Here is a 22,255-nt window from a genome sequence, read left to right on the forward strand (position 1 = left end):
CTCATATTACCATAGCACACCGAGCATAATACCAGCTATGCCACTACCGCCTGCCATTAGCAGAACATTATCACCTGTATTAAGACGACCCTCCTCAATTCCTACGGCTAGCGAAATAGGAAGTGAACAAGAAGCGATGTTTCCCAGGTACTCTACAGTGGAAAAGCCCTTGGATTCATCCAGCCCCACGGTGCGAAACAGCAGATGTTGATGGACAGTGCTAACCTGGTGGCAGAAAACCTTGTCTATATCCAACTCTCTCCAGCCCAACTCTCGTTGGAAGGCCTGCCATGTTTCGCGCGCTAATATTTGGCCGTTTTTCAGAATTCCTGCATAGTCCGTACTCATATAGGGGTGGCTATGCGGGTCGTAGAAATAAGTATCAGGTTCTACGCGGCAGAGGTCGTTGTGTTCTGAAGCAGTACGAATCACTCCCCCCAAGAGTTTGTGGCCGGATTTCGACAGGGAAGAACTAGTTAGCACCACTGCCACCGCTCCAGATCCCAGGGTTAGAGAGGCAAACGAGACCTTGAGCTTATCCCTGGTGATGTCCGGGTCATTTAGGACTTCGTCGATTGTTCTTTCAATACATCGCTTACCACCCTCCGCGCCAACCACAATTCCTGCTCTTACCTGGCCCAGTTCGATCATATTTGCCAGAGTTACCATGCCGTTGGTGAAACCCAGGCAGGCATTTGAGATGTCGAAGACAAGAGCTGTGGCAGGGAGGCCCAAAGAATTATGGACTATCAAAGCTGTCGCCGGCTCGAGAAAATCACGACATACGGAAGTATGAAGTAGACATTCGATGTCCCCTTTATCGATTCCCGACTTGGCTATAGCCTTTTCTGCTGCTCTTGCACTGGCCTGGCTTGGCGTCGTCTCATCGTCCCAGAATCGCCGCTCATGAATTCCGGTCATCATTTCGAAGCGTCCGTAAGAGAGATTCAGTTTCTCGTATATGGGGGCTACTCTTTCTTCCAAGCTCAGTGACGTGACGATTGTCCCCGGGATCTCGTAACCAAAAGCCGCGATGCGGACGTTCTTGTACAGCATTGAGCAACTCCCCTACATACCCGCTACCGTGTCTGGAGCATGTCCCGAGTCAAATGCTGCGGCGCTCACCTTTGCCTTATCTCGATAGCAACGTTGGAGCCTATCCGGTACACATTCGTCGACTGACTTTTCCTCAAGCGAGATTAGCTTGCCTGAGGCAAACCCAACTAATAGATCAAAGATAGACCTTGTCCTCTTTAATAGCATCTCCACCGCTCTCGTACGAGCATACTGCAATTAGTCGTGATTATATTATAGTAATGCGTGCATTGCCATGCTATTGACTATCGCACTTTTTGTCGAATTTGTCAACGGCGTTTAAATTAACTAATCTCTAATTTTCCTACGTTTATTTTCCCAAACACTTACCTTAGGAGTATGCTACGAGGAAGTAGGTTGCCCGGTTGTCCCCCCCTTCCGCGGGGATCTAGATATTCCAGTGCCTATGATGGGAACATCGTAACTTGTAGCAAGGCTCTATAGAGAGGTTTCTCCCCAGTATGGCAAGGGGAGAAAATTGGTTGAACCTTCGATTTTTCCGCCGACATGAGGTAGAACAATATATTCTGGTTTGCCGGCATCTAGTGGCTAGTACTTGGCTAAAGAAGTAAACGTCTCATCACCTTGATCGAGAATGCGACTTCCCAATCCTGGCACCCCCCTGTGGTACTCAAGAAATGATGCGGATTTCTGCAAGGAAGTACTAGATATCTTTCATGAGTGGCTCCAGGTATTTCACGGAGCTATCCAACGTTGATAATTCCATATAGTCGTCTTCGGGCACGGTGATACCATATCGTTTTCGCAACTCCATGATGACGTCTAGGAAATCCATAGAGTCCATTTCGATCTGGTCTCGTATGCGGATATCACCCTTGAGATTGCTCAGGTCTTCATCGGGTACAATTTCGTGAATGACCTCTAAAATCATGGCTCTAATCTCTTCTGCTTTCATAAAACCCCTTCCTTTCATTGCGGCCAAATAGCCGCTTCAATTTTATCCTTGAAATCTTTTGACAATAAGAACTGAATTGATGCCCAGCATTCCGAAAGAGTTGTTCAGGATATAGTCTACCTTATCGACCTTTCTGGGTTCGTTGATTACGAGGTTCTTAAAAGCGCACTCAGGGTCCAGATTGTCCACATTGATCGTCGGGTGAACGATGTGGTCTTCAAAGGAGGGCAGATTACCCGCCAGTTCTAAGGCGCCGGCAGCGCCCATAGTATGGCCGATATAGCTTTTGGTGTTGTTTATATACGAATTTGAGTCATTACCAAAGACTTCTCTTAATGCCCGGCATTCTGCCTTGTCCCCTTCAGGGGTAGCCGTGGCATGGGTATTTATGATATCGATGTCGCTTGCTGATATGCCAGCTCTTTTGAGGGCAAGGTTCATGCACACAACCTGCGTTTCTGCATTTGGTAGGATGAAATCGAATGCGTCTGAGTTGGTAGCATGTCCCACGATTTCGCCGTAGATCCTGGCTCCTCTTTCAAGTGCATTACTGAGTCTTTCCAAAACACATATACATCCGCCCTCGGAAACAACGATACCATTTCTGTCTCGGTCAAAAGGTCGTGATGCCTTTTGAGGGTCGGGATGGCTCGCCAGTGCCCCCTCATTCTTAAAAGCGGCAAAAACACCGAATGTACCAGGCGTCTCCGAGACCCCACCCGCCAGGGCCAAATCTACTTCATCCAGCAGCAACATCTGTGAACCCTGTATTATTCCAAGGTTGCCAGCGGCGCAAGCGGCTCCCAATGTGTAGTGCGGGCCGGTTATCCCCATGTTCAGGGTAACTTCGCCGGCCGGGCTGTTGGCTACTGTTCTGGGGTTATGGTGGTGGGACCAGAAATCTACATTATAGTCGTATTGCTTTATGTTATAGATCTCATTTTCGGTTTCCACGTTACCGTGCTCGGTGATCCCCAGGTAGATACCGATTCTCGATTTATCAATAGAAGAAAGATCCAGTTTCGCATCGGCGATCGCCTCATGAGCGCAGTAGATTGCAATAGACCCTGCCCGCGTTCCACGACGAAGCTCCTTTTTCTTTTGATAGAGGAGCGGGTCAAAGTCACAAACACCGGCTATGACTTCGCCCATGTAGTGGGTCTCGATTTTCCCTACCCCCGATTTCCCGGCGAGCAGGTTCTGACGGAATTCTGAAAGATTGTTCCCGTTTGGTGCGGTTAGACCGACCCCGGTGATTACGATCCGTGTATCATAAGGCATCTTTTCAACTGCCATTACTTTAGGATTCTCATGCTACCAATTCACACCGAGCATAACAGAAGATAAGCCGCTGCCGATTCCCAGCATGGTAACTTTGTCACCGGCATTGAGATGGCCATCGTCGATTGCTATGGCTAGCGTAATGGGGAGGGAAACGGGCCCAACGTTTCCCAGGTATTCAACACTGGAAAAGCCCTTGGATTTATCCAGACGCAGGGTCTCGAACAACAGTTGTTGATGAACACTAGTAACCTGATGGCAGAAGATCTTGTCTACATCGGAGTTGTGCCACCGCAACTCCTTTTCCAGGGCCTTCCATGCATCGCTGGCAAGTAGCAGGCCATTTTTCAGAATTCCTTCAGAGTCGGTGCTCATGCTGGGATGGGCATGCGGGTCGAAGAAATAGGTGTCATTCTCTATGCGACAAAGCTCATTGTGTTGGGAGGCAGTACGTACTATCCCGCCTAGAAATTTATGGCCGGATTTCGTGAGGGAGGAGTGAGTCAGCACCGCTGCTGCCGCTCCGGATCCCAGGGTCAGCGAGGCGAGGGAGCGTTTGAGCGTGGCCCGACTCATGTCCGGGTCGTTCAAGATTTCATCTATTGTAATATCACTGATGTGCCCGCTGCTCTCGCTGCCAACCACGATCCCTGCTTTTACCTGGCCCAGTTCGATCATATTGGCCAGAATTACCATGCCGTTGACGAAGCCCAAACAGGCATTTGAGACATCGAAGAGGGTCGCCGTGGTAGGAAGTCCCAGAGAATCATGGACCAAGAAGGCGGTTGCCGGCTCCAGGAAATCGCGGCTCAGGGAAGTGTGAAGTAGGCATTCAATCTGCCCTTTATCGATTCCCGAATAGGCGATGGCCTTCTCCGCTGCCCTGGCGCTTCCCCAACTCGGGGGCGTTCCGTTGTTCCAGACTCGCCGCTCGCGAATGCCGGTCATCGTTTCAAGGCGACCGTAGGCAAGGTTTAGTTTATCGTATACTGGGGCTAATCTTTCCTCCAGACTCAACGATGTAACGACGTTCTCTGGGAGTTCGTACCCCAAAGTCTCAATGAAGACATTATTGTACAGCATTACAATAAATCCTGATCAGACTCGCTACTATGATGATATGCGTAGCATTTAGCAATACGCATTCTATGTCTACACTTCTCACTTCGACATGTTAGCAGCGGTTGGCATAGCACAATGGTTGTAGCCTCTAGGTGGAAATGGTTGGATTACTCTTTGCGGGATCTACTTTGCCCTCTTGAAAGTAACGTCGGGATATGGAACTTGGTCTTGACCTTTGACCAGTCTTCCACGGACTCCGGCGGAATTATCCTGTCCGGGACATACTTGTAGATGCCGGCAATGACAGCGGATATCTTTCTCGAACTCGATGCGGTATCTGGAACATACCTATCTGCTGCGGTAATCAGAGAAGAGCGTACCTTTGGAGGAAGTGCATCCAGCCCACCGATGACCCCATCTATCACCTCAGGGGGGACATGCTTATCCAGTGTATTCATGAAAAGGAGCAGCATACTATCCGGTACATATCTATCTACCGCCTTTACCTGAAGCGAGATGACCCTCTTTGAGACAAAGCGAACCGGCGGTTCAAAGCGATATAGTTTCTTGGTCAGCGAAATCGTTCTCTTTGAGATAAATAGAACTGGCGGTGCATAGGGGGACCTTTTCCAGTTTGACAGCATGTCTTTCCCTCCGGCACAAATCTACTGCAATTAGTCATGATATTGCAGTCCCTGCATCGTATAATTATCACATCTCAAGGTATGTTTGTCAAGGGCAGACTACTTAACTCTGCTTTACTTTACCTACATCCATTCATTGCTCCCAACCGCTCACGGTAGGTTGCCGTGAACGACCCGGTTAGTGCCGTTATTGAAACCTGAGGTGTAAACTCTTTTTAAATTATACCCAGCGCCCACACGATGGCAAGAATTATTAGGATTGTTGGCCCAAATAGCACAGCGAGCAGAATTGGTACCACAATACCCAACTGCACGCAGGTTGCCAGTGCCTCTAGGAAGTCTTTTATGAAGCTTTTCATTGAATCACCCCTTGCTATTACTCAGATTTCTATGCTCAGTGGTGCCGTTTGCAATCGGCATATTTGATTATGCGTATGATACCACAATGAGCTTCATATATGCTAGAGTCTAGAGGTTGGCTGCCAACGTCAGTCATTCTTACCCACATTTCCATGGGGGCTGTGCTATCGAATCATCGAAGTTTTAGTGACATAACTGGCAAAGCTATATCAGTGGGGTGGGAAGAGATACGTTGCCAGACAATCTCACGGTTTGGGCCTTGCATCTGTACCTCATATAGGGGAAGGATGAACTGAAGCAGTGAATGGTGAGCCAGCCATGGTGATTGGCATGCAGTAAGCTTTGCACACAGGTGTATGCGGGCGACTATAGATAGTTACTTCATATTTAGCTTCCCTGAATCTCTACGATGGGACTTGCAGGCAGGTCTATAACCGCAAATGGTGTAAAGTAGAAATTTGGGCTACGAAGTCTCTATTACTTCAATTGTCCACCTAGTGGTATTCTCCGAGTTTGGGCCTGTAGTTCCATAGTACAAGCATAAGCGCTGCTGCCGCTATGGCACCTCCCAACCACAGGTAGAAGGCAGTATTCCACCCGTAGTTTTCCACTAAGTAGCCCGAAAGCACCCCTGTCACGGCGGCACCAATATAGCCAACGCCATCAATAAAGCCAGCCGCTGAGGCAGCCGCCTTCCTGGTGCCGAAATCCATAGGACATGCAGCGCACATGGCAACGTGAGGTCCGTAGGTAAAGAAGCCGATAGCCATCAGTACCAGAAGCCCTACAACCCAATGTGCGCCCGTGGTTTGAATGAATACCCAGGTGAAGAAGGCTAGGAAGAGGAGCATAATGGCAGCAGCGGGTGCCCTGCGTTCTTTGAAAACCCTGTCCGACAGCCAACCGGTAAGGACGGCTCCCGCTATGCCAGCGAGAGGCATGAGCCCAGTCTTGAAGGCGGCAGTCGATATAGTTGCGCCCTCTTCTTCGAATAGGTAAGAGGGTGCCCAATCCATGAAACCGTACCTGATGATGTTCAGGAAAAACAGGCCAAAGGCCACGATCCATATAGGGCGACTAGTTAGTACTGTGCGCAAAGTATGTGAGAAGCCGAGATAATGGTCTTCACAGGCCTCTTCTCTCTCAATACCCTCTTCTTCCTCCTCCAGGCTGGGTAGGCCAACGACCTCAGGGGCATTGCGTCCCCTGACGTACCAGTGGATGCCTGCCACGACGAGGATGATTGCTGGCAGCCAGAAAACCCCTTGCCAACCAAAGTTGGCAGCCATCAGGCCAGCAAGGAGTATGGAGACCGCAGCTCCCACCTGATAGCTTGTGCCCATTATCCCACTGACTCTACCTCTTATCCGGCGTGGGAACCAGTTAGCGACTGTCTTTACGCTGGGTGACCAGCCCATGGACTGTACATATCCGTTGAGTGCCCATATAACGACCATCGCGGTGAGGATTGTAGAAAAACCGAAAAGCAGATTGAATACTGCGCTCAGTATCAGCCCCGTTGCAATCATTACCCTGCCACCGAGCTTATCCCCTAACTGGCCGTTCACAAATTGCCCAAAGGCATAGGCGGCAAACAGGGCAGTCAGTATCCAGCCTAATGTTGTCTTGGTGTATCCCAAATCATCCTGAATGAGGGGGATGGCGACACCCATGTTGACCCGCCCCACGTAGAACATAGCGTAGCTTATCCAGAGCGATATCAGGATTCGCTTTCGCCAGTAGCGATATACGTCTTCTGTCGCGGTCTGCTTCACGGCACCTCCAAGCTCCCTTACTTTGCCGCTTTATTGGATAAATACTTTTCGGGCTCGTTCCAGGTCTTGCGGCGTATCGATTTCCATCCAGTCGCCCTCGATGTCAATGCTTTGCGCCGGCTGTCCGTTATCGATAAGCTCCTGTATCATGTCGGTTATGTATGCCTTTTCCAGGGAGGCTGCATGCTGAAACGGAACAGCGGGGCACTCTTCTGCCACCCGATGATATGCTGTCTTCATAGCTTCGGCTCCTGACCTGGTGAACTTGGCGAGGCCTATAAATTCCCCGTGAGCCTCATCTGGACGGACCACTTCCTTGCCTATTTTTACCACCTTGCCATTTTCCACCTTGACCAGCTCAGCCTCGGAAATGGGGTGCAGGTCACGTCCGTCATACGCATGAAGCCAGTCGACGTCCACTGTCAGGGCAATATCTGCCTCACATTCCATTAGTTTCGCCACAATCTCACTGCTATAGACGATATCTGAGTAGGAGAAGATAAAGTCGTCGTCCATTTCACGCTCGGCGTAGAATAAAGACCTGAGGATATTGTTTTCTCTAAAGTTGGGGTTCTCGTAATATGTTACGTTAGGATAATTGACTAGATGGCTGCAATAGCCCCTAACAACTGCAATCCTCTCAATCCCGTTTGCTCTCAGCGCCTCGAGCGCTCTCTCAAGGATGGTTTTACCGCCAACCGCTAACAGGCATTTTGGCATTTCGTTGGTAACGGGTATCAGGCGGCTACTGGGGCCAGCAGCAACAATAATAGCTTTCATAATTTCACCTCTTTATTTCCATGAAAGTGGAGTATCTGGCATTTAAACGGTTACATTGTGACCCGGGCATTCTATTCGACATACGGCCACCTGAATGGGAAGTAGGCAGGCGCGGCGGTTAAAGTAGATAACTCGGATCTATGGCTTATTGGCGAAAAAGATCGATCGCCAAACGATATGCGCCTATTTTCATCCTGTGATGATTTTGTTGGCAACCGGCATCTTGTATTTCGATTAATCTATTTGTAATATTGATTGCACGTGTCCACTCACCCGATCGAAATCCTCGACGGTGTCGATCTCCGCCCAACCGCCTTGGATATCAATGTGGCACACAGGATATCCCTGGTCTATAAGCTCTTGGATCAGGTCGGTGAAATAGGCTTTATCTACCGAGGGTGAGCTGTGAAAGGCTCTACCGCTGTAACTCTGAATAGCCCACTCGTGGATCCGCTTTAGGGCTCCAGCACCGTCTTTTTTGAATTTAGCCAGCCCGATGAACTCACCGTGGGCTTCACCTGCTGCTATGACATTCCTACCAATCTGTCTTATCCGGTCGCCTTCAACTCTGACCAGCTCAGCCTGGGCAACCGGGTGCTGGTGGCGCTGATAGTAGTGCTGCTCCCAGTCGGTGTCGACCACGAGCGAGATATCAGACTGATCTCGGAGAAGCAGTTCAAGCACTTGCTTGGCATACAGAATATCCGAGTAGCAGAATATAAACTCACCTTCCATCTCATCCTCCGCATGGAACAGGGAACTCAAGATGCCGGTATTATGGTAGTCTCTGTTTTCATAGTATCGTACCTCGGGGTACCTGATTTTGTCTCCCTGGTATCCACGTACCACCACAATGTCGTATATACCACATGCCCTGAGGTTTTCCAGCTCCCTGCTGAGGAGGGTCCTGTCCCCTATCTGTAGAAGGCAGTTTGGCATATCCTTGGTAAGTGGAAGCAGCATATTACTTTCACCGGCGGCTACGATGATCGCCTTGACCTTCGGGTATTTCCCCAGTGAGCGCAGGTCGAAGCCCTGCTGAGAAAGGTCGTCCAGAAAAACCTCCCAGATTTCCTGCCCATGCCTTTGGAGGATAGCTTCTGCCATTCTGTCAGCTAGCTTATCATCGAGGTGTTTCAAGATTTGGCGATGCAGTTCTCTGCCAGTCAAGCCAGTTCCCATCTCGTCCGCCAGTCCATGGGTTACGTGGCGAAAACGCTTATGTCCAGCTAGGCCTTGGGCAGTCTTAAAAAAAGACCCACAGATTTCACAGCGTATCATGAGCACTCAGTATTATACTGAGATACTGGTTTTTGTCAACATACATTATCTTCACAAAGATTTATCTTTCTTACATAATGCTATGTAATTGGCAGGCGCACCTCTCATTATTTGGTGCCACTCCATCGGAATTGAATTGGGAAAACGCTACAATACCGCAGGTAGATCGCTGAACTGCTAAAGTGGTAAGAGAATCCATTGGTGGTAGTGGAATCAGCTGTTTGAGGTCCTTGACAAATTGCTATAAATCGTGTATCAAAGAAGCACCAGAGATCATTCTGCAATTCATGGAAATATAATCATGATTATTTACTATGTTTCCGTCAAGAAGTAGGCCCATGGAGCAAGCATTGCTATATCCGGCTGAGGAATGACACCCATAGTGTCATTGGGAAAGCGCATTTATTTCAGCTAACCCATCGCGACCGATGGGGAACCGGAGGTCAGCGGTGTAACAAGTCTTTTGTGGAGTTCTATAGCGAGCCCGGAAGAAATCCGCTCAATCCAAGGAAGAAGGAATCACGATGAAGTTATACACCCGCTTGATAATGGTGCCTGTTGTCCCTGCTTTCTTCTATTTGACCATCCCTCAGACGGCTGATGCTTACGATCTCGAAAGTGGCGGTTCCAGCCTTCACTTGATCGCAGCCCTCTTCGTCGGGGGGCTTTTTGCAGCAAACCATTTCCGGGGCAGGATCAAGACCTTATACAGGAACCTGGTCTCCCGAGGCGAAAAACGTGAAAGAGCCGAAGACTAGATGAAGTATCCCGAACTCGTTTCGGGATCCAAGCGGGTTCCTTTTCTTTGGAGAACCAGAACCGCAAGAACGCGCCCATTCTTAGAGATGCCCAGGCTGTGGTGATAGATGCCGCTGTTTGGTGCTATCTATTTGTGTAGATACTCCATGTATAGACAACATACTTTCTAAATGTATACAACCCGACAGCGAACGTAACAAGAAGAAGTGGTAGTGCGTACTGCCAACCGATTATGTATGCCATAATTGTTGGATACACAAAGGCAGCAAGAATGTTTGTATCAAAATGAGGTACTGTAGGCCTTCCTTTTTTCCTTGAGATAAGCCATATTACAGGGGCTGTAAGAGCCAGTCCTATCACCCCTACTACAAAAAGCGACAACCCCTCGCCTTTTATGAAAAGTGCAACTCCTGTCAGAATAAGAAGAAAGATATCAGCCAAACCGTCAAAGGTTGCCCCGTATGAAGCTGTTTTCTTGCTTCTCCTTGCAAAATAACCGTCCAGCAAATCGGTTATCGCTGCCGCAGCGAAAAGATAGAATGCAGCAAGCGTCTCATTTGCGAATATGAGCCAGATAACTATTGGAGCAGCAATAATTCTTGAGGCTGTTAGGATGTCTGCTATTCTCATTGCTCTGATTAGCCACCTTTTTTGGAGTTTGAGCCATCTTTTTCAATCGATTCCTTTGTTCCTTTATGCTAGAAAGAAGACCTGTTTGCTATTGGAATATGTTAGTTAGAAGTGCAATGTCTCACAGGCGTGAATTCTGTTTACTATCCGTTAACCGGATTCATTACTTGCATTTGACGTGTTATGATGGATAGCACGAGCTTGATTAAGATCCGAATTTAGTATATTAAATGGTACAAATCAATGTACCAGCACTGTGTAGGGGTTGTCAATTAATCAGTCGAATTTTCTGGATGGAAAGGTAGTGAAGAAGAGGAGGGTAATATGAAAGAAGGGAAACCGAGTGCAACCGCAGAAGCAAACGCTGCCTTTAGGGCTGCTGAGTCAATGAGACCAGTGGATGAAAGGGTTTGCTATGACCCTTTTGCAAAGGATTTTCTTGGAACCAAATTCAGTATTATGCGCAAGAGTCGACTACTAACAAAAGTTGCTCTCTGGTATGCTGAACGGGTAATTCCCGGCGCACCCAGTGGTGTTGTAGCCCGAACCCGATATATCGACGATTACTTGGAGTCGTGTATAGATGACGGGATTGAGCAGTTGGTTATCCTGGGGGCTGGCTACGATTCCAGAGCCTATAGGGTCGATAAACTAAAAGGAAGGGTCAAGGTCTTTGAAGTGGATCATCCTGATACAATGAGAGCGAAAGTGGAGAAGGTCAAGAAGATATTCGGGTTCCTTCCGGATGATGTGGTATACGTCCCCATCGATTTAAATAAAAGGAAGCTCAATGAAGGGCTTTTTGAAAGCGGCTACGATGAGAACCTTAAGACCCTGTTCATCTGGGAAGGCACAACCCCGTACCTATCAGCGGAGGCGGTAGACGAGACTTTAGCCTTTGTATCAAATAACTCCGGCGGAGGCAGTTCCATTATATTCGACTATGCCTTTCAGTCAGCTCTTGACGGGACTTTGTGCCATGAGGAGGCAAAGAAATGGCGGGCGGCTTTTGAACGAAGAGGTGAGCCTCCTACATTCGGGATAGAAGGAGAAGCTATTGAAGAATTCCTCTTCAAGAGAGGGTTTTATCAAGTGAAAAATGTCACTACAGAATTTCTTGAGAGTTCCTATTTCAAAGGAGCAAATCAGGGGAGAAGGGTGACACGCTTAGGCGGAATTGTTCATGCAACGGTTAAGCCCCAAGAACAAACCTAACGGATGCCCCCAGTTTAATTGAGAGGTAGAGGAAGCTCTGCACCGATTGACCACCTAGCGACTATATGTCTATTGTACTTCAATCCGTAGATCGTCATCGAAGATGGCACCGTTCGGGTAATCTACGTCCCATTCTTTGTATAATCTTTTTAGTTATTCTGTTTCAGCCCATTGTATAGCATAAGATCGCTGAAATAGTCTCAATCAATTCCCAAATCCCCCGATCTTGGGGGACTTTTTTTAAGCTGTCCCGATACATCGGGGAGACCCCCAGCCCCGATATCGGGGCACCTCTTTTTCAGCAGTCTCATCATATTAAGTAGAAGCAAAGTCAGATTAGTATAAACCACATTCATAAATGGTCGTGTAGTTCATTAGTTAGAAGTGGGCTTTATCAAATTCTTTGGATTGGTATCGCTCCCATCCCGGGAAAAGCTCGTGGTATACCCCAAGCCTGATACCCACTAGCTTCATGGCTCTCAGAAGGATCATTCTGAGCATCCTTGGCTTACTGAGAAGTGCTTTCATCAGGGTAAGAAGAGTGGTAGTCAATGATGGGGGACACCCTTCTATCTTGGTGGCATTCTGTAAACCCTTATTACGTTTAACTGCACAGTCGCCATAAAGAAAAATATTGTGAGTATCTCTATCTGGCCTCAATTCAAGCCCATAGTATAACTCGGCACCGCCAAAATCCATTTTAGGGTTATCTTTGCCGAGTACTGATACTGCCAGGGCGAGCGTAGCGCCGCATGCAGAACAAAGAGTCTGTCCCGGGGGTGGAGCCGAAAGTCCTGTTACTCCTGATGGGGTCAGTAATTCTTTGTCTGGTTCAACTTGCCATTCGAGCTGCTCCTTGAGAGATTCTAAATCCTCTCCTTTAATTTGAATTGCGCCGATATCGAGAGATCGATTATGCCTTTCGGCAAATTCCCTCAGATAGTCGACTTGTGACGGATCAATTCCCAGGATAGTTGACCCGACAATGTCGCACTCGAATATGTCTGGGCTTGCTATAATCAAATCCTTGCGGTGGGCCACACCAGCGAGGGCTTCTGGCCCCTTCTCCAGCATATATATTCCATCGATTATGACTAGGTCGCTCTCGATAGCTTCGTTTAGAAGACAAATTAGAGAGTCCAGTCGATTAGTAATATGAAACCTTTGTTTTGAAGCTTTACTGAGACACCCCTTCAAATTTTTAAAACCCAGAGAGACCTTCGTTTGAAAGTGGGTTTTTAGTACCGGCACGTTGATTAGAAAGTCGGCCTCCAGAGCTGCTATAGAAACTTGAGCCTTTACCCCTCCTAGATCCAACTCCTGAAAGAGGCCCTGGTTGAAATCGATCAGTCTAACACCGTATTTTTCAGCCACCCTGTCAATGCCGGTACCCTTAAAGCCTCGTTTGGTATATGGATCAAGTTCATCAAGTATGCCGATGATAGCACCTTCGCCGATAGAAATATCTTTGCAGCCATGTTCAAGCAGCAATTGTACGATACCGTCTATGATTTTTGAGGTGGTCACCATGCCGTAGGGAGGCATTATTTTGTGTCTGAAACAGTTATTAGGTTTTATCAGGACTTTGTCGTTCCTGTTCAGTTTCCCAAATCCGTCACACAGCTCGATGGCCTTGCGAAACGAATCCAGGGAACCATCGAATTTCACCAGCGATACTGTCATAATCCCTCCGGACCGACTGGGTAGTTTTTTATCTCTTCTATATATAGATCCAAAAACATTTGAGCTTTTTCCTCCGAGAAAAGGGCAGATCTATAGGTGAGAGAGATGTTTAGACTTTTATTGTAGCTATTAGCGCTGATGCTCAGTCCCATTGGGGTTACCACAGGGGCTGAGCCTGTAACATTTACTATTTTAGAGCTACCTATGCTGGTTACAGCGGGTTCTTCGGAGCCCACTTTTGGCCAAACCACGCCTACATTGGTAAAGAGAATGGTATCAACGTAGGTTCGGGTAATCATAAGGAACCTGCACATTCCTCTCATGACCACCAGAGGAAATAGTGAGCAAAAGTAATAGAAGTAAACCAGGGAGAATACCATTCTATTCTTGGCCGCATATAGGTTATCTGCCCTTACTTTTCTCAATAGCTTTGCCGGATCAGCCCTATCTTCGGGAGTGGTTGCCGGGGAAATCCAGGATGCCTGATTTGAAACAACGTTCCCAAATCCCTTTGGGCTTATATTTACCGGAGCCATTATGCGTATCTTTTTACTGACTTTTCCGTGCATACTGTTCCATTTCTCTACAACCCTGTAACACGCAGCCAGAAAAACATCGTTAAGCTCGACACCAGCTGATCTTGCTTTGGACTCCATCTGTCCCAGTTCCCTTGGGCTTATTAGCTTATTACAAAGGTGAAGTTCTTTTGAATGTCCTGACCTATCATGGAATACCCTTGTCGGCGGCGGATAGGCGGCTATTACAAATCGATGGAAAAGACTAGCGATTATTTTCATGTAGTAGTGCTCTACCCTTGGCCTTTGGCTGCGGGCAAATTTCAGCAATTCATCCCCTTTGCGGGATATACGTATATCTTCTGACGGTCTAGTATCCACAGAGATCTCGTTGTTGTAACTTTCAATTACCTTCCTGATGAAAAGAATACCGCGTAGTCCATCCGTTGCAGAGTGATGGTAAGTGAAAGCCAGCGTGGATTCGGCCTCATTTTTCCTCAACAGAAGGACCCTGACCGGGAAGCCCTTTCTAATATCCATGGGCTGGTTCATCCATTCAGAAAGATATCTCTCATAGTCCGCATCCTGGAGTTCGGCCAGGTCTTGTACCGTGAGTACTCCCTTCCCAAGAACCTCTTGTATCTCGCGGAAAGGCCTGAAATATTTGCTTCGTAGGATGGTTCTCATTATAGGATGAGCTTCCTGCGCGGATAAAATTGCCTGATTCAATCTAACGTGATCTATTTCCCCTTCGAGGTTTAAGATTGCGTGAAGAAGCGCGGGCTCGTTTATGTCATCTAGAGCTAGCTCGCATTTATCAACGCAGTTCAGTGGTATTGACCTGCCGCGCCTTTTCATTTTTCTTCACACAGTATTTTTGAACGGGATCGAATGGAGCGGGTCACCGGAATCATGTCGTGGGTTCAGGTTGAGGCTGGACATGTTCAAGTTGACTGGGTTATAGCCGTTCCCATACAGGTTCCCTGGCTAGCTATCCCGGTGATTCGAACCTCTTTTTTGCCGCTTGCGCAATCTCATATGATACTGCCTTTCCACCTCGGCGTGCCATCCATGCCAGCAGCCCTGAGACCTCGCCACCTATTGTGACTTTCGTCTTGCCATTTACAGGTTCCAAGAAATAGAAGCGTGTCAAGTTGGTGCCCAGGGCTTTTCCCTGCATGACCACGGAACGTTCCGGGACAAATTCGGAGATCGTCATAAGCAGGTTGACGGTGAGCCTGCTCACCCTAGCTGTAACAGAAAGCTGTGAGCCTATTGCCAAAGGTCCCTCAGAGACCCTCTCAATCTTCTTGATGGATTGCATCCATTGGGGCCACTCTTCAAGCTTGTCAATTAATGACCAGACCTTCTCCACCGGGGCATTGATCTCAACACTGCTGCTAAACCTCATGACTTTCTCCCCTCGCATCCCAGCTTCAGGCTTGGTGATGATACGCTCATCGCCTCTGGCTGTCAAGCCCGCTATCAGGTGAGATCGATTCTCTTCACTCGATATGACAACAACTAATAGACGAACGGTGACGCGTCACAAATTTACCGGACGAATACGCTATCTTGTCAACAATGAACGTCTAGTGTAGAATGCCAGGCAAGGATAGCAGTATTGCTAGTAAGAGTAATGGTTAGTCTAATAGAAAAACTGGAGAAGCTTAGAAACAGTCTCCCCAAGAGGGTAAGGCAAGGCATAATACTCTTCTTAATACTTTTGGGTATTGCCTTGCTCTTATTAGTAGCAGGGGGGCCAGTAATGCCCCTTGTGGCGTGGGGGCTAATCGCCTGCGCCATCCTCTTATTAGTAACGCACCCGAAGAAGGCGATTTACGGCTTAATACTGGTTGCGATTTTTGGTATTGCCCTCTATCTTCGCACAGGCCCGCCTCAGGACAACGTTTTCCTTGGCGACTGGGTCAGATTCGGGGGGAATGACCCCTGGACTCACATGCGATTGGTGGAGAACTTGGTGCACAATTTCCCCCACCGCATTCTTTTTGATCCCTATGCCCTTTATCCCGGTGGACAAGTTGTGGGTGTTGCCCCCTTCTTCGACCTGTTCCTGGGGTTTCTCATATGGGTCATTGGACTGGGCAGTCCCACCCAATATACCATAGAGACGGTGGGCGCATACTTACCCGCTATTTTGGGGGCACTGGTTACGGTGCCGGTATACTTTATCGGCAAAGAGCTCTTTAATCGGAATGCCGGGTTGCTCGCTGCCGGTTTGATTGCCATCCTGCCGGGTGAATTCCTGTTCCGCTCCCTGCTGGGATTTACCGACCACCATGCCGCCGAGGTCCTCTTCAGCGCTACAGCGGTCATGTTCCTGATACTGGCAATCAGGCGGGCAAAGGAAGGAGAGATATCATTTGGGCACATACTTAGCAGGGACTGGGCAAATATCAGGAAACCCTTACTCTACGCCCTGTTAGCCGGGATAGCCATGGGAATATACCTCCTGTCCTGGACTGGTGCGTTGCTATTTGTCTTCATAATAGTTACCTATATGATAATTCAATACATCATCGATCACCTGAGGGGCAGCTCAACCGACTACCTTTGCATCATCGGGGTGCCGATATTCCTTATCGCACTAATCATGGTTATTCCCTTTTCCAGTTTACCTAACTACGGGGGAATGTTAAACGTTTCGCTTGCTATCGCTGTTTTGATTCCTCTGGCACTAAGTGGCGTTTCCCGGCTGGTGGCTTATAGGAATATGAAGCGATTCTACTATCCTCTGGCGCTTGCGTGTCTCGGTTTGGCGGCGGTGGGTATCTTCTACGCTGTCGATCCTTCCCTGCTCCACTTGATGCTTGGAAGATTTAAAGTATTTACGCCATCGGTTACCACACAAACCGTAATGGAGGCGAGGGGGATATTCTCCGGGTTTGATATCACCTCACTAACGGAACACCGCGTATGGTATTATTTCACCACCGGCTTCTTCATCGTCCCCATAGCGCTCCTGCTACTAATATATGCTGCGGTAAGGGAGAAAAGCGCTGAGAAAGTATTGCTACTTGTCTGGAGCGTTGTAATGCTGGTGGCTATGGTGGGGCAGGTCCGATTTGCTTACTATTTTGCGGTGAATGTCGCCCTGCTAACCGGCTACTTCTGCTGGAGGATACCGGGGTGGATCTCGAAAGTCTTCGACTTAATTGGCTTCAGGGAGCCATCGTCCGGTGATAAAAGGGAGAAGAGGGGCAAAGCTGGAAGGAGGGAAGAGCAAGCGGGGTTTATCTACCTCAAACCGAGATATGTCTCCAGGGCCATGGCTGTAATAATCGTATTCTTCCTGGCATTTTACCCCAACATTGGGGAGGCAAGAACTACTGCTGAAAATCCCTGGGGCCCTAATGATGCCTGGCATAGCTCGCTGGTTTGGTTGAGGGAAAATTCCGCCGACCCCTTCCAAGACCCTGCTTTCTACTATGAATTATATGAGAAACCTTCAGTGGGAGAAGAATACGATTATCCCGAATCGGCATACGGTGTGATGAGCTGGTGGGACTATGGCTATTGGATTACCCGCATCGCCCACCGCATGCCGAATGCCAGCCCGGCGGGTCAGTCACGTGCCAGGGAGGCAGCTCAGTTCTTCACCGCTCAGGATGAAGCCTCAGCAAACCAGGTGCTCGATGATCTGGGCTCCAAATATGTAATCCTTGACTTTGAGATGTCTATCACCAAATTCCATGTCATGCCCACCTGGGCGGGGGAAAACACATCTGACTATTATGAGATGTACTATCAGACAACCTCGGAAGGAATCCAAGGATATCAATATCTGTATTACCCTGAATATTACCAATCTATGTGTTCCAGACTTTACAATTTCGGGGGAGAGGCGGTAGTTCCACAGAGTTCCACCTGGGCAATCTCATACGAGGAAAGGGTAGATGAACAGGGGAATAAATACAGGGTGATCACTGGCGCTGCTAATGAGGGCCTGCCCTTTCCCACCTATGAGGAGGCTAAGGCATTTATCGATGACCATCCAGATTATATAATAATAGGCGCACACCCCTTTATCAGCCCTGTACCCCTGGAGAAAATGGAACACTACGAACTAATTCATGAGTCTACTTCGAAGATAGAGTGGGGGGATGAGGTAATCTCCTACGTGAAAATTCTTGAGTACTCACCCTAGCCCGAATTATTCTGTCAAGTCGCCTTGGCCAATCATTTCCAGATGCCTCTCAGCTTGCTGCGGGGTGATTCACTAATCATCAATCTCCTCAGGGGTTTTATCGGAGTTTAGGTCTTGGGTACTTAGACCAAATGGCTTGACAAGGCCATTTGTGTCATTTGTGCTTAGCGGAGCCCAGTCTGGATGATGGCATGGGTAGCTCGTAGTTATATCCTTTAGGGATGAGAGATTCTATTGCGTGAGAATTATGTATCAAGGGCAAGCCGATTAACTAGATGGGGGCCTTTTTTACCTTGACATCGTTTGAGGTGCTTGCTATAGTTCGCAGATAGGCTTGTCGACATAAAAGCCTGAGCAAATCCTGAGGTGGGGCGGCGTAAATATGAAGCTTTTTGGTTCTTCAGGAATACGAGATGTAGTTAACAGGGAGTTCCTCGAGCTGTTGTTTGAGGTTGGACTATCTGTGGGTAGTTCCTATCGCCAAGTTGTGGTAGGCGGTGACACCAGGACATCAACCAGTGCCTTGAAGCATGTTTTCATCTCTGCCATGCTCTCTGCGGGCTCCAGATGCTACGATGCTGGAACCATCCCCACGCCCACGTTGGCCTATGCTGCCAGCAAGTTTGAGGCTGGCGCTATGCTCACCGCTTCGCACAACCCGCCGCAGTATAACGGCATCAAGTTATTTAACCCCGATGGCTCCGCCTTTGATTCCGCCCAAAGAGAGCGCATAGAGGATATGATAGGGAACCGGGCTCTGGAGCTGGCATCGTGGGAGGCGATGGAGCCCTCAAGAATCTACACGCAAGCAATTGAGGAACATGTCGAACGCATCCTGAGGGACTTTGGCAGCGGGTTGAGGCTGAGGGTAGTATTGGACTGCGGCTGTGGTGCTGCCTCTCAGGTCACCCCGCATCTATTGAGGAGGATGGGGTGTGAGGTGCTGGCACTCAACTGCGATCCCAGTGGCCATTTCCCCAGGGGCATTGAGCCAATCCCGGAGAACCTGGGCATGCTGGTGCAGATTGTAAAAGGTACCTGTGCCGATTTGGGGATTGCCCACGATGGAGACGGCGATAGGATGATAGCGGTGGATGATGCTGGTAGATTTGTCTCTGGAGATAAGCTGCTGGTCCTTTTCGCCCGGGAGCTCGGGGCGGGGCAGGTAGTGACTACGGTTGACGCTTCCATGGCTATAGAGGAGTCGGGCTTTAAGGTCATAAGGACCAGGGTGGGGGATGCCTTTGTCTCCGAGGAGCTTAAGCGGGGTGGGGATTTTGCCGGGGAGCCCTCGGGAATCTGGATATTTCCCTCTATCTCCTATTGCCCTGATGGCATCTATGCCGCTGCTCAGCTTGTCCACATAGCCTGCGAGAAAAGGCTCTCAAAGCTGCTCGATGATCTAGCCTCGTACCCGGTTCTTCGGGGCAGTGTCGGGGGGGAGGGGGTTATAATGGAGAGGGTGGAACGGAGATTGATGGAAATGGAGCCGGTTTCGGTTGACACCATAGATGGTCTTAGACTTAACTTTGAAGATGGGTGGCTGCTGATAAGGCCCTCCGGCACCGAGCCCAAGATCAGGCTAACTGTTGAGGCTAGGACTCAGTCCAGGTCAAAGCAACTATATGATCTGGGCATCCAGGCCATAAAGGAGTGTAAAAAGGGGTAGAGCATGAAGGCGGTTATATTAGCCGCCGGGGAAGGTAAAAGGATGCACCCCCTTACCTATACCCGGCCCAAGGTTATGCTCCCTTTAACCAATAAGCCTATCTTGGAGCACCTCCTGCTTGAGGCCAGGGAGGCGGGCATCAGGGAGTTCATATTCGTTGTGGGCTACCACGGTGACACTGTGCGCCAATATTTTGGCAATGGCGATGGTTGGCAGGTAACTATAGAGTATGTTATGCAGAGGAAGCAGTTAGGTACCACCCACGCGCTGAGGATGGTCGAGAGATCTGTGGATGGGAAATTCCTGCTGATAAACGGTGACGTAATTGTGGGGGAAAAGGACATCCGCAGGATGGTGACTAAAAATGAGATTACCTTGAGCCTGGCAGAGGTGACGAACCCACGGGATTTGGGGGTGGTAGAGGTAGGGGAGGGCCAGGTGGTGCGCATCTATGAGAAGGTGGCAGAGCCCCCCTCTAATCTGGCCAATGCCGGGCTATACCTTCTAACTCCGGACATTTTCAATGCTGCATCAAGGGTCAAGAAATCACCCAGGGGTGAGTATGAGATAACAGACTCATTGCAACTTCTGATAGACGAGCGGTATATAGTTTCCTATGAGATGATCGACCATTGGCTTGACTTGAGCTACCCCTGGGACCTGTTGGCGGGGAATGAAGCTCTTATGCCCAGGGTCGCATCCGAGAACCTGGGGTCTCAGGAGGGAAACGCGGTGATTAGGGGATTGGTGTCTATAGGAAGGGGTACGGTGATAAGGGCAAATTCATATATCGAAGGGCCGGTGGTAATCGGGGAGAACTGTGAGATAGGCCCTAGCTGCTATATTCGCCCCAGCACATCCATCGGCGACAACTGCCATATCGGCAGTGCTGTAGAGGTGAAAAACTCCATCATTATGAGAGACAGCAAGATCCCACACCATAACTATGTGGGGGACAGCATCATTGGTGAAGGTTGCAATCTTGGAGCTGGTACCAAGATCGCAAATCTTCGGCTTGACAAGGGGGAAATCAAGGCGATGGGCATCAATACCGGGAGGCATAAGCTGGGGGCTATTTTAGGGGATGGGGTTCAGACCGGGATCAATGCCTGCATCGATGCAGGAAGCCTCATAGGAAATGACACCTATATCGGTGCCGGAGCGGTGGCAAGCGGCGTCATAGCGCCTAACTCAAGGATATTTGGATAGGCTGACGAGCATGGTTTTTGGGGGTTTACTATGAGGATAGAGCAGGCAGTGATACTGGCCGCTGGTGAAGGGCAGAGGCTCAGGCCCTTTACTGTCCTGAAGCCAAAAGTGATGATCCACATAGCCAATAAGCCGATACTGCAATATGTAGTCGAGGCGCTGGCGCTTAACGGCGTGCGGCATATCGTAATGGTGGTTGGCTACAGGAAGGAACAGGTTCAAGACTATTTCGGCTCCGGGGAGAAGTTCGGCGTGGAGATCGATTATGTAGTGCAGAGGCAGCAATTGGGCACTGCTCATGCCTTGAGGCAAGCCAGAGACGTGGTTGGGGATAGCTTCCTGGTCCTACCCGGGGATAACATCATCAAGCCTGATACTATCGCTCGGCTTATTGAGGCAAAACCGGGCATCATCCTGGTAAAAAGGCAGGAAAACATATCCAAGTATGGCGTGGTGACTGCTAAAAAGGGGATGGTTGAGGAGATCGTGGAGAAGCCCCAGGAAGCGACGAGCAAGCTGGTAAATACCGGCATTTATGCTCTTGACCGGGGCATACTGGAGTTTATAGAAGAAGAGCGCGAACTCCCGATGGTGCTCAAGAATATGGTGGCCCGGGGTTATCATATAGCGGCTCAAGAGACGGACGATACCTGGCTCGATGCTGTGTACCCCTGGGATATATTGAGGTTAAATGATATAGCGCTGGGTGACATATCGCAGAGCGTGGCGGGCACCGTTGAGAAAGGCGTGACCTTGAAAGGAGCGGTCTCCATAGGGAGGGGGACAGTGGTCAGGGCTGGCTGCTATCTGGTAGGACCGCTTATAATCGGGGAGAACTCGGAGATAGGCCCGCACGCCTGCATATTCCCCGCAACAAGCATCGGTGATCAGGTAACCATATCCCCCTTCGGCCAGGTCAGGAACAGCGCTATCGGAAACGGCGCCCGCATAGGCCCGGGTTCTATACTGGAGGACACGATTGTCGATCGCGGCTCGGTTCTGGGGGGGCATTTTTCGGCCTTTAGCGGCGAAGCGGTAATAGAGGTTGAGGGCGAATATCATAAGGTGAATACCGGGGCGGTAGTGGGTGAGCACTGCGATATAGAGGACAATGTGATAGCTAGACCGGGGGTGATAATTGGTAATCACTCCCGCGTACGGGCGCTGAAGTTGCTCTCGGGTAAGATACCAGATGGAAGCCTGGTGATGTAAT

At 49.1% G+C, this 22,255-nt stretch carries 20 protein-coding genes; 6 read left to right on the forward strand and 14 right to left on the reverse strand.

Annotation, left to right across the window (positions count from 1 at the left end):
* Window positions 1–6: 6 nt before the first annotated feature.
* The 10 genes from VMX96_04760 to VMX96_04805 all read right to left on the reverse strand — a co-directional run bounded on the left by VMX96_04760 (window position 7) and on the right by VMX96_04805 (window position 9,095).
* Window positions 7–1,056, reverse strand: a complete 1,050-nt coding sequence (locus VMX96_04760) for a 3-oxoacyl-ACP synthase III (GenBank protein HUU63212.1) — start codon at window positions 1,054–1,056, stop codon at window positions 7–9.
* 12 nt (window positions 1,057–1,068) lie between these two features.
* Window positions 1,069–1,263 carry a hypothetical protein gene (locus VMX96_04765; GenBank protein HUU63213.1) on the reverse strand — a complete coding sequence of 65 codons (195 nt, stop codon included), beginning with the start codon at window positions 1,261–1,263 and terminating at the stop codon, window positions 1,069–1,071.
* Window positions 1,264–1,759: 496 nt separating this feature from the next.
* Window positions 1,760–2,011, reverse strand: a complete 252-nt coding sequence (locus VMX96_04770) for an acyl carrier protein (protein HUU63214.1) — start codon at window positions 2,009–2,011, stop codon at window positions 1,760–1,762.
* A 42-nt stretch (window positions 2,012–2,053) separates the two neighbouring features.
* Window positions 2,054–3,307 (reverse strand): beta-ketoacyl-[acyl-carrier-protein] synthase family protein, encoded by a 1,254-nt coding sequence (locus VMX96_04775; GenBank protein ID HUU63215.1) that lies wholly within the window; start codon window positions 3,305–3,307, stop codon window positions 2,054–2,056.
* An 18-nt stretch (window positions 3,308–3,325) separates the two neighbouring features.
* Window positions 3,326–4,375: a 3-oxoacyl-ACP synthase III gene (locus VMX96_04780; GenBank protein ID HUU63216.1), complete on the reverse strand. Its 1,050-nt coding sequence runs from the start codon at window positions 4,373–4,375 to the stop codon at window positions 3,326–3,328.
* A 146-nt stretch (window positions 4,376–4,521) separates the two neighbouring features.
* Window positions 4,522–4,998 carry a hypothetical protein gene (locus VMX96_04785; GenBank protein HUU63217.1) on the reverse strand — a complete coding sequence of 159 codons (477 nt, stop codon included), beginning with the start codon at window positions 4,996–4,998 and terminating at the stop codon, window positions 4,522–4,524.
* A 215-nt stretch (window positions 4,999–5,213) separates the two neighbouring features.
* Complete coding sequence (locus VMX96_04790) at window positions 5,214–5,357, reverse strand: hypothetical protein (protein HUU63218.1); 144 nt, start codon at window positions 5,355–5,357, stop codon at window positions 5,214–5,216.
* Between the two features lie 495 nt (window positions 5,358–5,852).
* The gene (locus VMX96_04795) at window positions 5,853–7,133 is read right to left on the reverse strand and encodes an MFS transporter (GenBank protein HUU63219.1); all 1,281 of its coding nucleotides are present in this window, start codon (window positions 7,131–7,133) and stop codon (window positions 5,853–5,855) included.
* Window positions 7,134–7,163: 30 nt separating this feature from the next.
* On the reverse strand, window positions 7,164–7,913 hold the full coding sequence (locus VMX96_04800) for a phosphocholine cytidylyltransferase family protein (protein HUU63220.1): 750 nt from the start codon (window positions 7,911–7,913) through the stop codon (window positions 7,164–7,166).
* Between the two features lie 234 nt (window positions 7,914–8,147).
* On the reverse strand, window positions 8,148–9,095 hold the full coding sequence (locus VMX96_04805; GenBank protein ID HUU63221.1) for a phosphocholine cytidylyltransferase family protein: 948 nt from the start codon (window positions 9,093–9,095) through the stop codon (window positions 8,148–8,150).
* Window positions 9,096–9,718: 623 nt separating this feature from the next.
* On the opposite strand from VMX96_04805, the gene VMX96_04810 reads away from it, so the two are divergent.
* Window positions 9,719–9,952, forward strand: a complete 234-nt coding sequence (locus VMX96_04810) for a hypothetical protein (GenBank protein HUU63222.1) — start codon at window positions 9,719–9,721, stop codon at window positions 9,950–9,952.
* A gap of 124 nt (window positions 9,953–10,076) precedes the next feature.
* On the opposite strand, the gene VMX96_04815 is transcribed toward VMX96_04810, so the two are convergent.
* The gene (locus VMX96_04815; protein ID HUU63223.1) at window positions 10,077–10,583 is read right to left on the reverse strand and encodes a CDP-alcohol phosphatidyltransferase family protein; all 507 of its coding nucleotides are present in this window, start codon (window positions 10,581–10,583) and stop codon (window positions 10,077–10,079) included.
* Window positions 10,584–10,907: 324 nt separating this feature from the next.
* Here VMX96_04815 and VMX96_04820 point away from each other — a divergent pair, with 324 nt between their 5' ends.
* Window positions 10,908–11,798, forward strand: a complete 891-nt coding sequence (locus tag VMX96_04820; GenBank protein HUU63224.1) for an SAM-dependent methyltransferase — start codon at window positions 10,908–10,910, stop codon at window positions 11,796–11,798.
* A gap of 378 nt (window positions 11,799–12,176) precedes the next feature.
* Here the strand turns inward: VMX96_04820 and VMX96_04825 are convergent, their stop codons facing one another.
* From VMX96_04825 to VMX96_04835, 3 genes are all read right to left on the reverse strand, one after another.
* Window positions 12,177–13,481, reverse strand: coding sequence for a DUF362 domain-containing protein (locus VMX96_04825; protein HUU63225.1), 1,305 nt, complete (start codon window positions 13,479–13,481; stop codon window positions 12,177–12,179).
* Window positions 13,478–14,854 carry a condensation domain-containing protein gene (locus tag VMX96_04830; GenBank protein HUU63226.1) on the reverse strand — a complete coding sequence of 459 codons (1,377 nt, stop codon included), beginning with the start codon at window positions 14,852–14,854 and terminating at the stop codon, window positions 13,478–13,480. Before VMX96_04830 ends, VMX96_04825 begins: the two co-directional genes overlap by 4 nt.
* Window positions 14,855–14,987: 133 nt before the next feature.
* Window positions 14,988–15,473, reverse strand: coding sequence for an SRPBCC family protein (locus VMX96_04835; protein ID HUU63227.1), 486 nt, complete (start codon window positions 15,471–15,473; stop codon window positions 14,988–14,990).
* Window positions 15,474–15,764: 291 nt separating this feature from the next.
* Here VMX96_04835 and VMX96_04840 point away from each other — a divergent pair, with 291 nt between their 5' ends.
* The 4 genes from VMX96_04840 (at window position 15,765) to glmU (VMX96_04855) (ending at window position 22,254) form a co-directional block, all read left to right on the forward strand.
* On the forward strand, window positions 15,765–18,164 hold the full coding sequence (locus VMX96_04840) for an oligosaccharyl transferase, archaeosortase A system-associated (GenBank protein HUU63228.1): 2,400 nt from the start codon (window positions 15,765–15,767) through the stop codon (window positions 18,162–18,164).
* A gap of 382 nt (window positions 18,165–18,546) precedes the next feature.
* Entirely contained in the window at window positions 18,547–19,833 is a 1,287-nt protein-coding gene (gene glmM, locus VMX96_04845; GenBank protein ID HUU63229.1) for a phosphoglucosamine mutase, read from the forward strand.
* 3 nt (window positions 19,834–19,836) lie between these two features.
* Entirely contained in the window at window positions 19,837–21,042 is a 1,206-nt protein-coding gene (glmU, locus tag VMX96_04850) for a bifunctional sugar-1-phosphate nucleotidylyltransferase/acetyltransferase (GenBank protein ID HUU63230.1), read from the forward strand.
* 30 nt (window positions 21,043–21,072) lie between these two features.
* The gene (glmU, locus tag VMX96_04855; protein ID HUU63231.1) at window positions 21,073–22,254 is read left to right on the forward strand and encodes a bifunctional sugar-1-phosphate nucleotidylyltransferase/acetyltransferase; all 1,182 of its coding nucleotides are present in this window, start codon (window positions 21,073–21,075) and stop codon (window positions 22,252–22,254) included.
* Window position 22,255: the final 1 nt, after the last annotated feature.

Source organism: Dehalococcoidia bacterium (genome assembly GCA_035528575.1).
Lineage (GTDB): Bacteria > Chloroflexota > Dehalococcoidia > E44-bin15 > E44-bin15 > DATKYK01.

Coding starts and splice junctions, on each gene's coding strand:
- VMX96_04760 (HUU63212.1), bottom strand. CDS start 1,056: ATGCTGTACAAGAACGTCCGCATCGCGGCTTTTGGTTACGAGATCCCG.
- VMX96_04765 (HUU63213.1), bottom strand. CDS start 1,263: ATGCTATTAAAGAGGACAAGGTCTATCTTTGATCTATTAGTTGGGTTT.
- VMX96_04770 (HUU63214.1), bottom strand. CDS start 2,011: ATGAAAGCAGAAGAGATTAGAGCCATGATTTTAGAGGTCATTCACGAA.
- VMX96_04775 (HUU63215.1), bottom strand. CDS start 3,307: ATGGCAGTTGAAAAGATGCCTTATGATACACGGATCGTAATCACCGGG.
- VMX96_04780 (HUU63216.1), bottom strand. CDS start 4,375: ATGCTGTACAATAATGTCTTCATTGAGACTTTGGGGTACGAACTCCCA.
- VMX96_04785 (HUU63217.1), bottom strand. CDS start 4,998: ATGCTGTCAAACTGGAAAAGGTCCCCCTATGCACCGCCAGTTCTATTT.
- VMX96_04790 (HUU63218.1), bottom strand. CDS start 5,357: ATGAAAAGCTTCATAAAAGACTTCCTAGAGGCACTGGCAACCTGCGTG.
- VMX96_04800 (HUU63220.1), bottom strand. CDS start 7,913: ATGAAAGCTATTATTGTTGCTGCTGGCCCCAGTAGCCGCCTGATACCC.
- VMX96_04805 (HUU63221.1), bottom strand. CDS start 9,095: ATGGGAACTGGCTTGACTGGCAGAGAACTGCATCGCCAAATCTTGAAA.
- VMX96_04810 (HUU63222.1), top strand. CDS start 9,719: ATGAAGTTATACACCCGCTTGATAATGGTGCCTGTTGTCCCTGCTTTC.
- VMX96_04815 (HUU63223.1), bottom strand. CDS start 10,583: ATGAGAATAGCAGACATCCTAACAGCCTCAAGAATTATTGCTGCTCCA.
- VMX96_04820 (HUU63224.1), top strand. CDS start 10,908: ATGAAAGAAGGGAAACCGAGTGCAACCGCAGAAGCAAACGCTGCCTTT.
- VMX96_04825 (HUU63225.1), bottom strand. CDS start 13,481: ATGACAGTATCGCTGGTGAAATTCGATGGTTCCCTGGATTCGTTTCGC.
- VMX96_04830 (HUU63226.1), bottom strand. CDS start 14,854: ATGAAAAGGCGCGGCAGGTCAATACCACTGAACTGCGTTGATAAATGC.
- VMX96_04840 (HUU63228.1), top strand. CDS start 15,765: ATGCCCCTTGTGGCGTGGGGGCTAATCGCCTGCGCCATCCTCTTATTA.
- glmM (HUU63229.1), top strand. CDS start 18,547: ATGAAGCTTTTTGGTTCTTCAGGAATACGAGATGTAGTTAACAGGGAG.
- glmU (HUU63230.1), top strand. CDS start 19,837: ATGAAGGCGGTTATATTAGCCGCCGGGGAAGGTAAAAGGATGCACCCC.
- glmU (HUU63231.1), top strand. CDS start 21,073: ATGAGGATAGAGCAGGCAGTGATACTGGCCGCTGGTGAAGGGCAGAGG.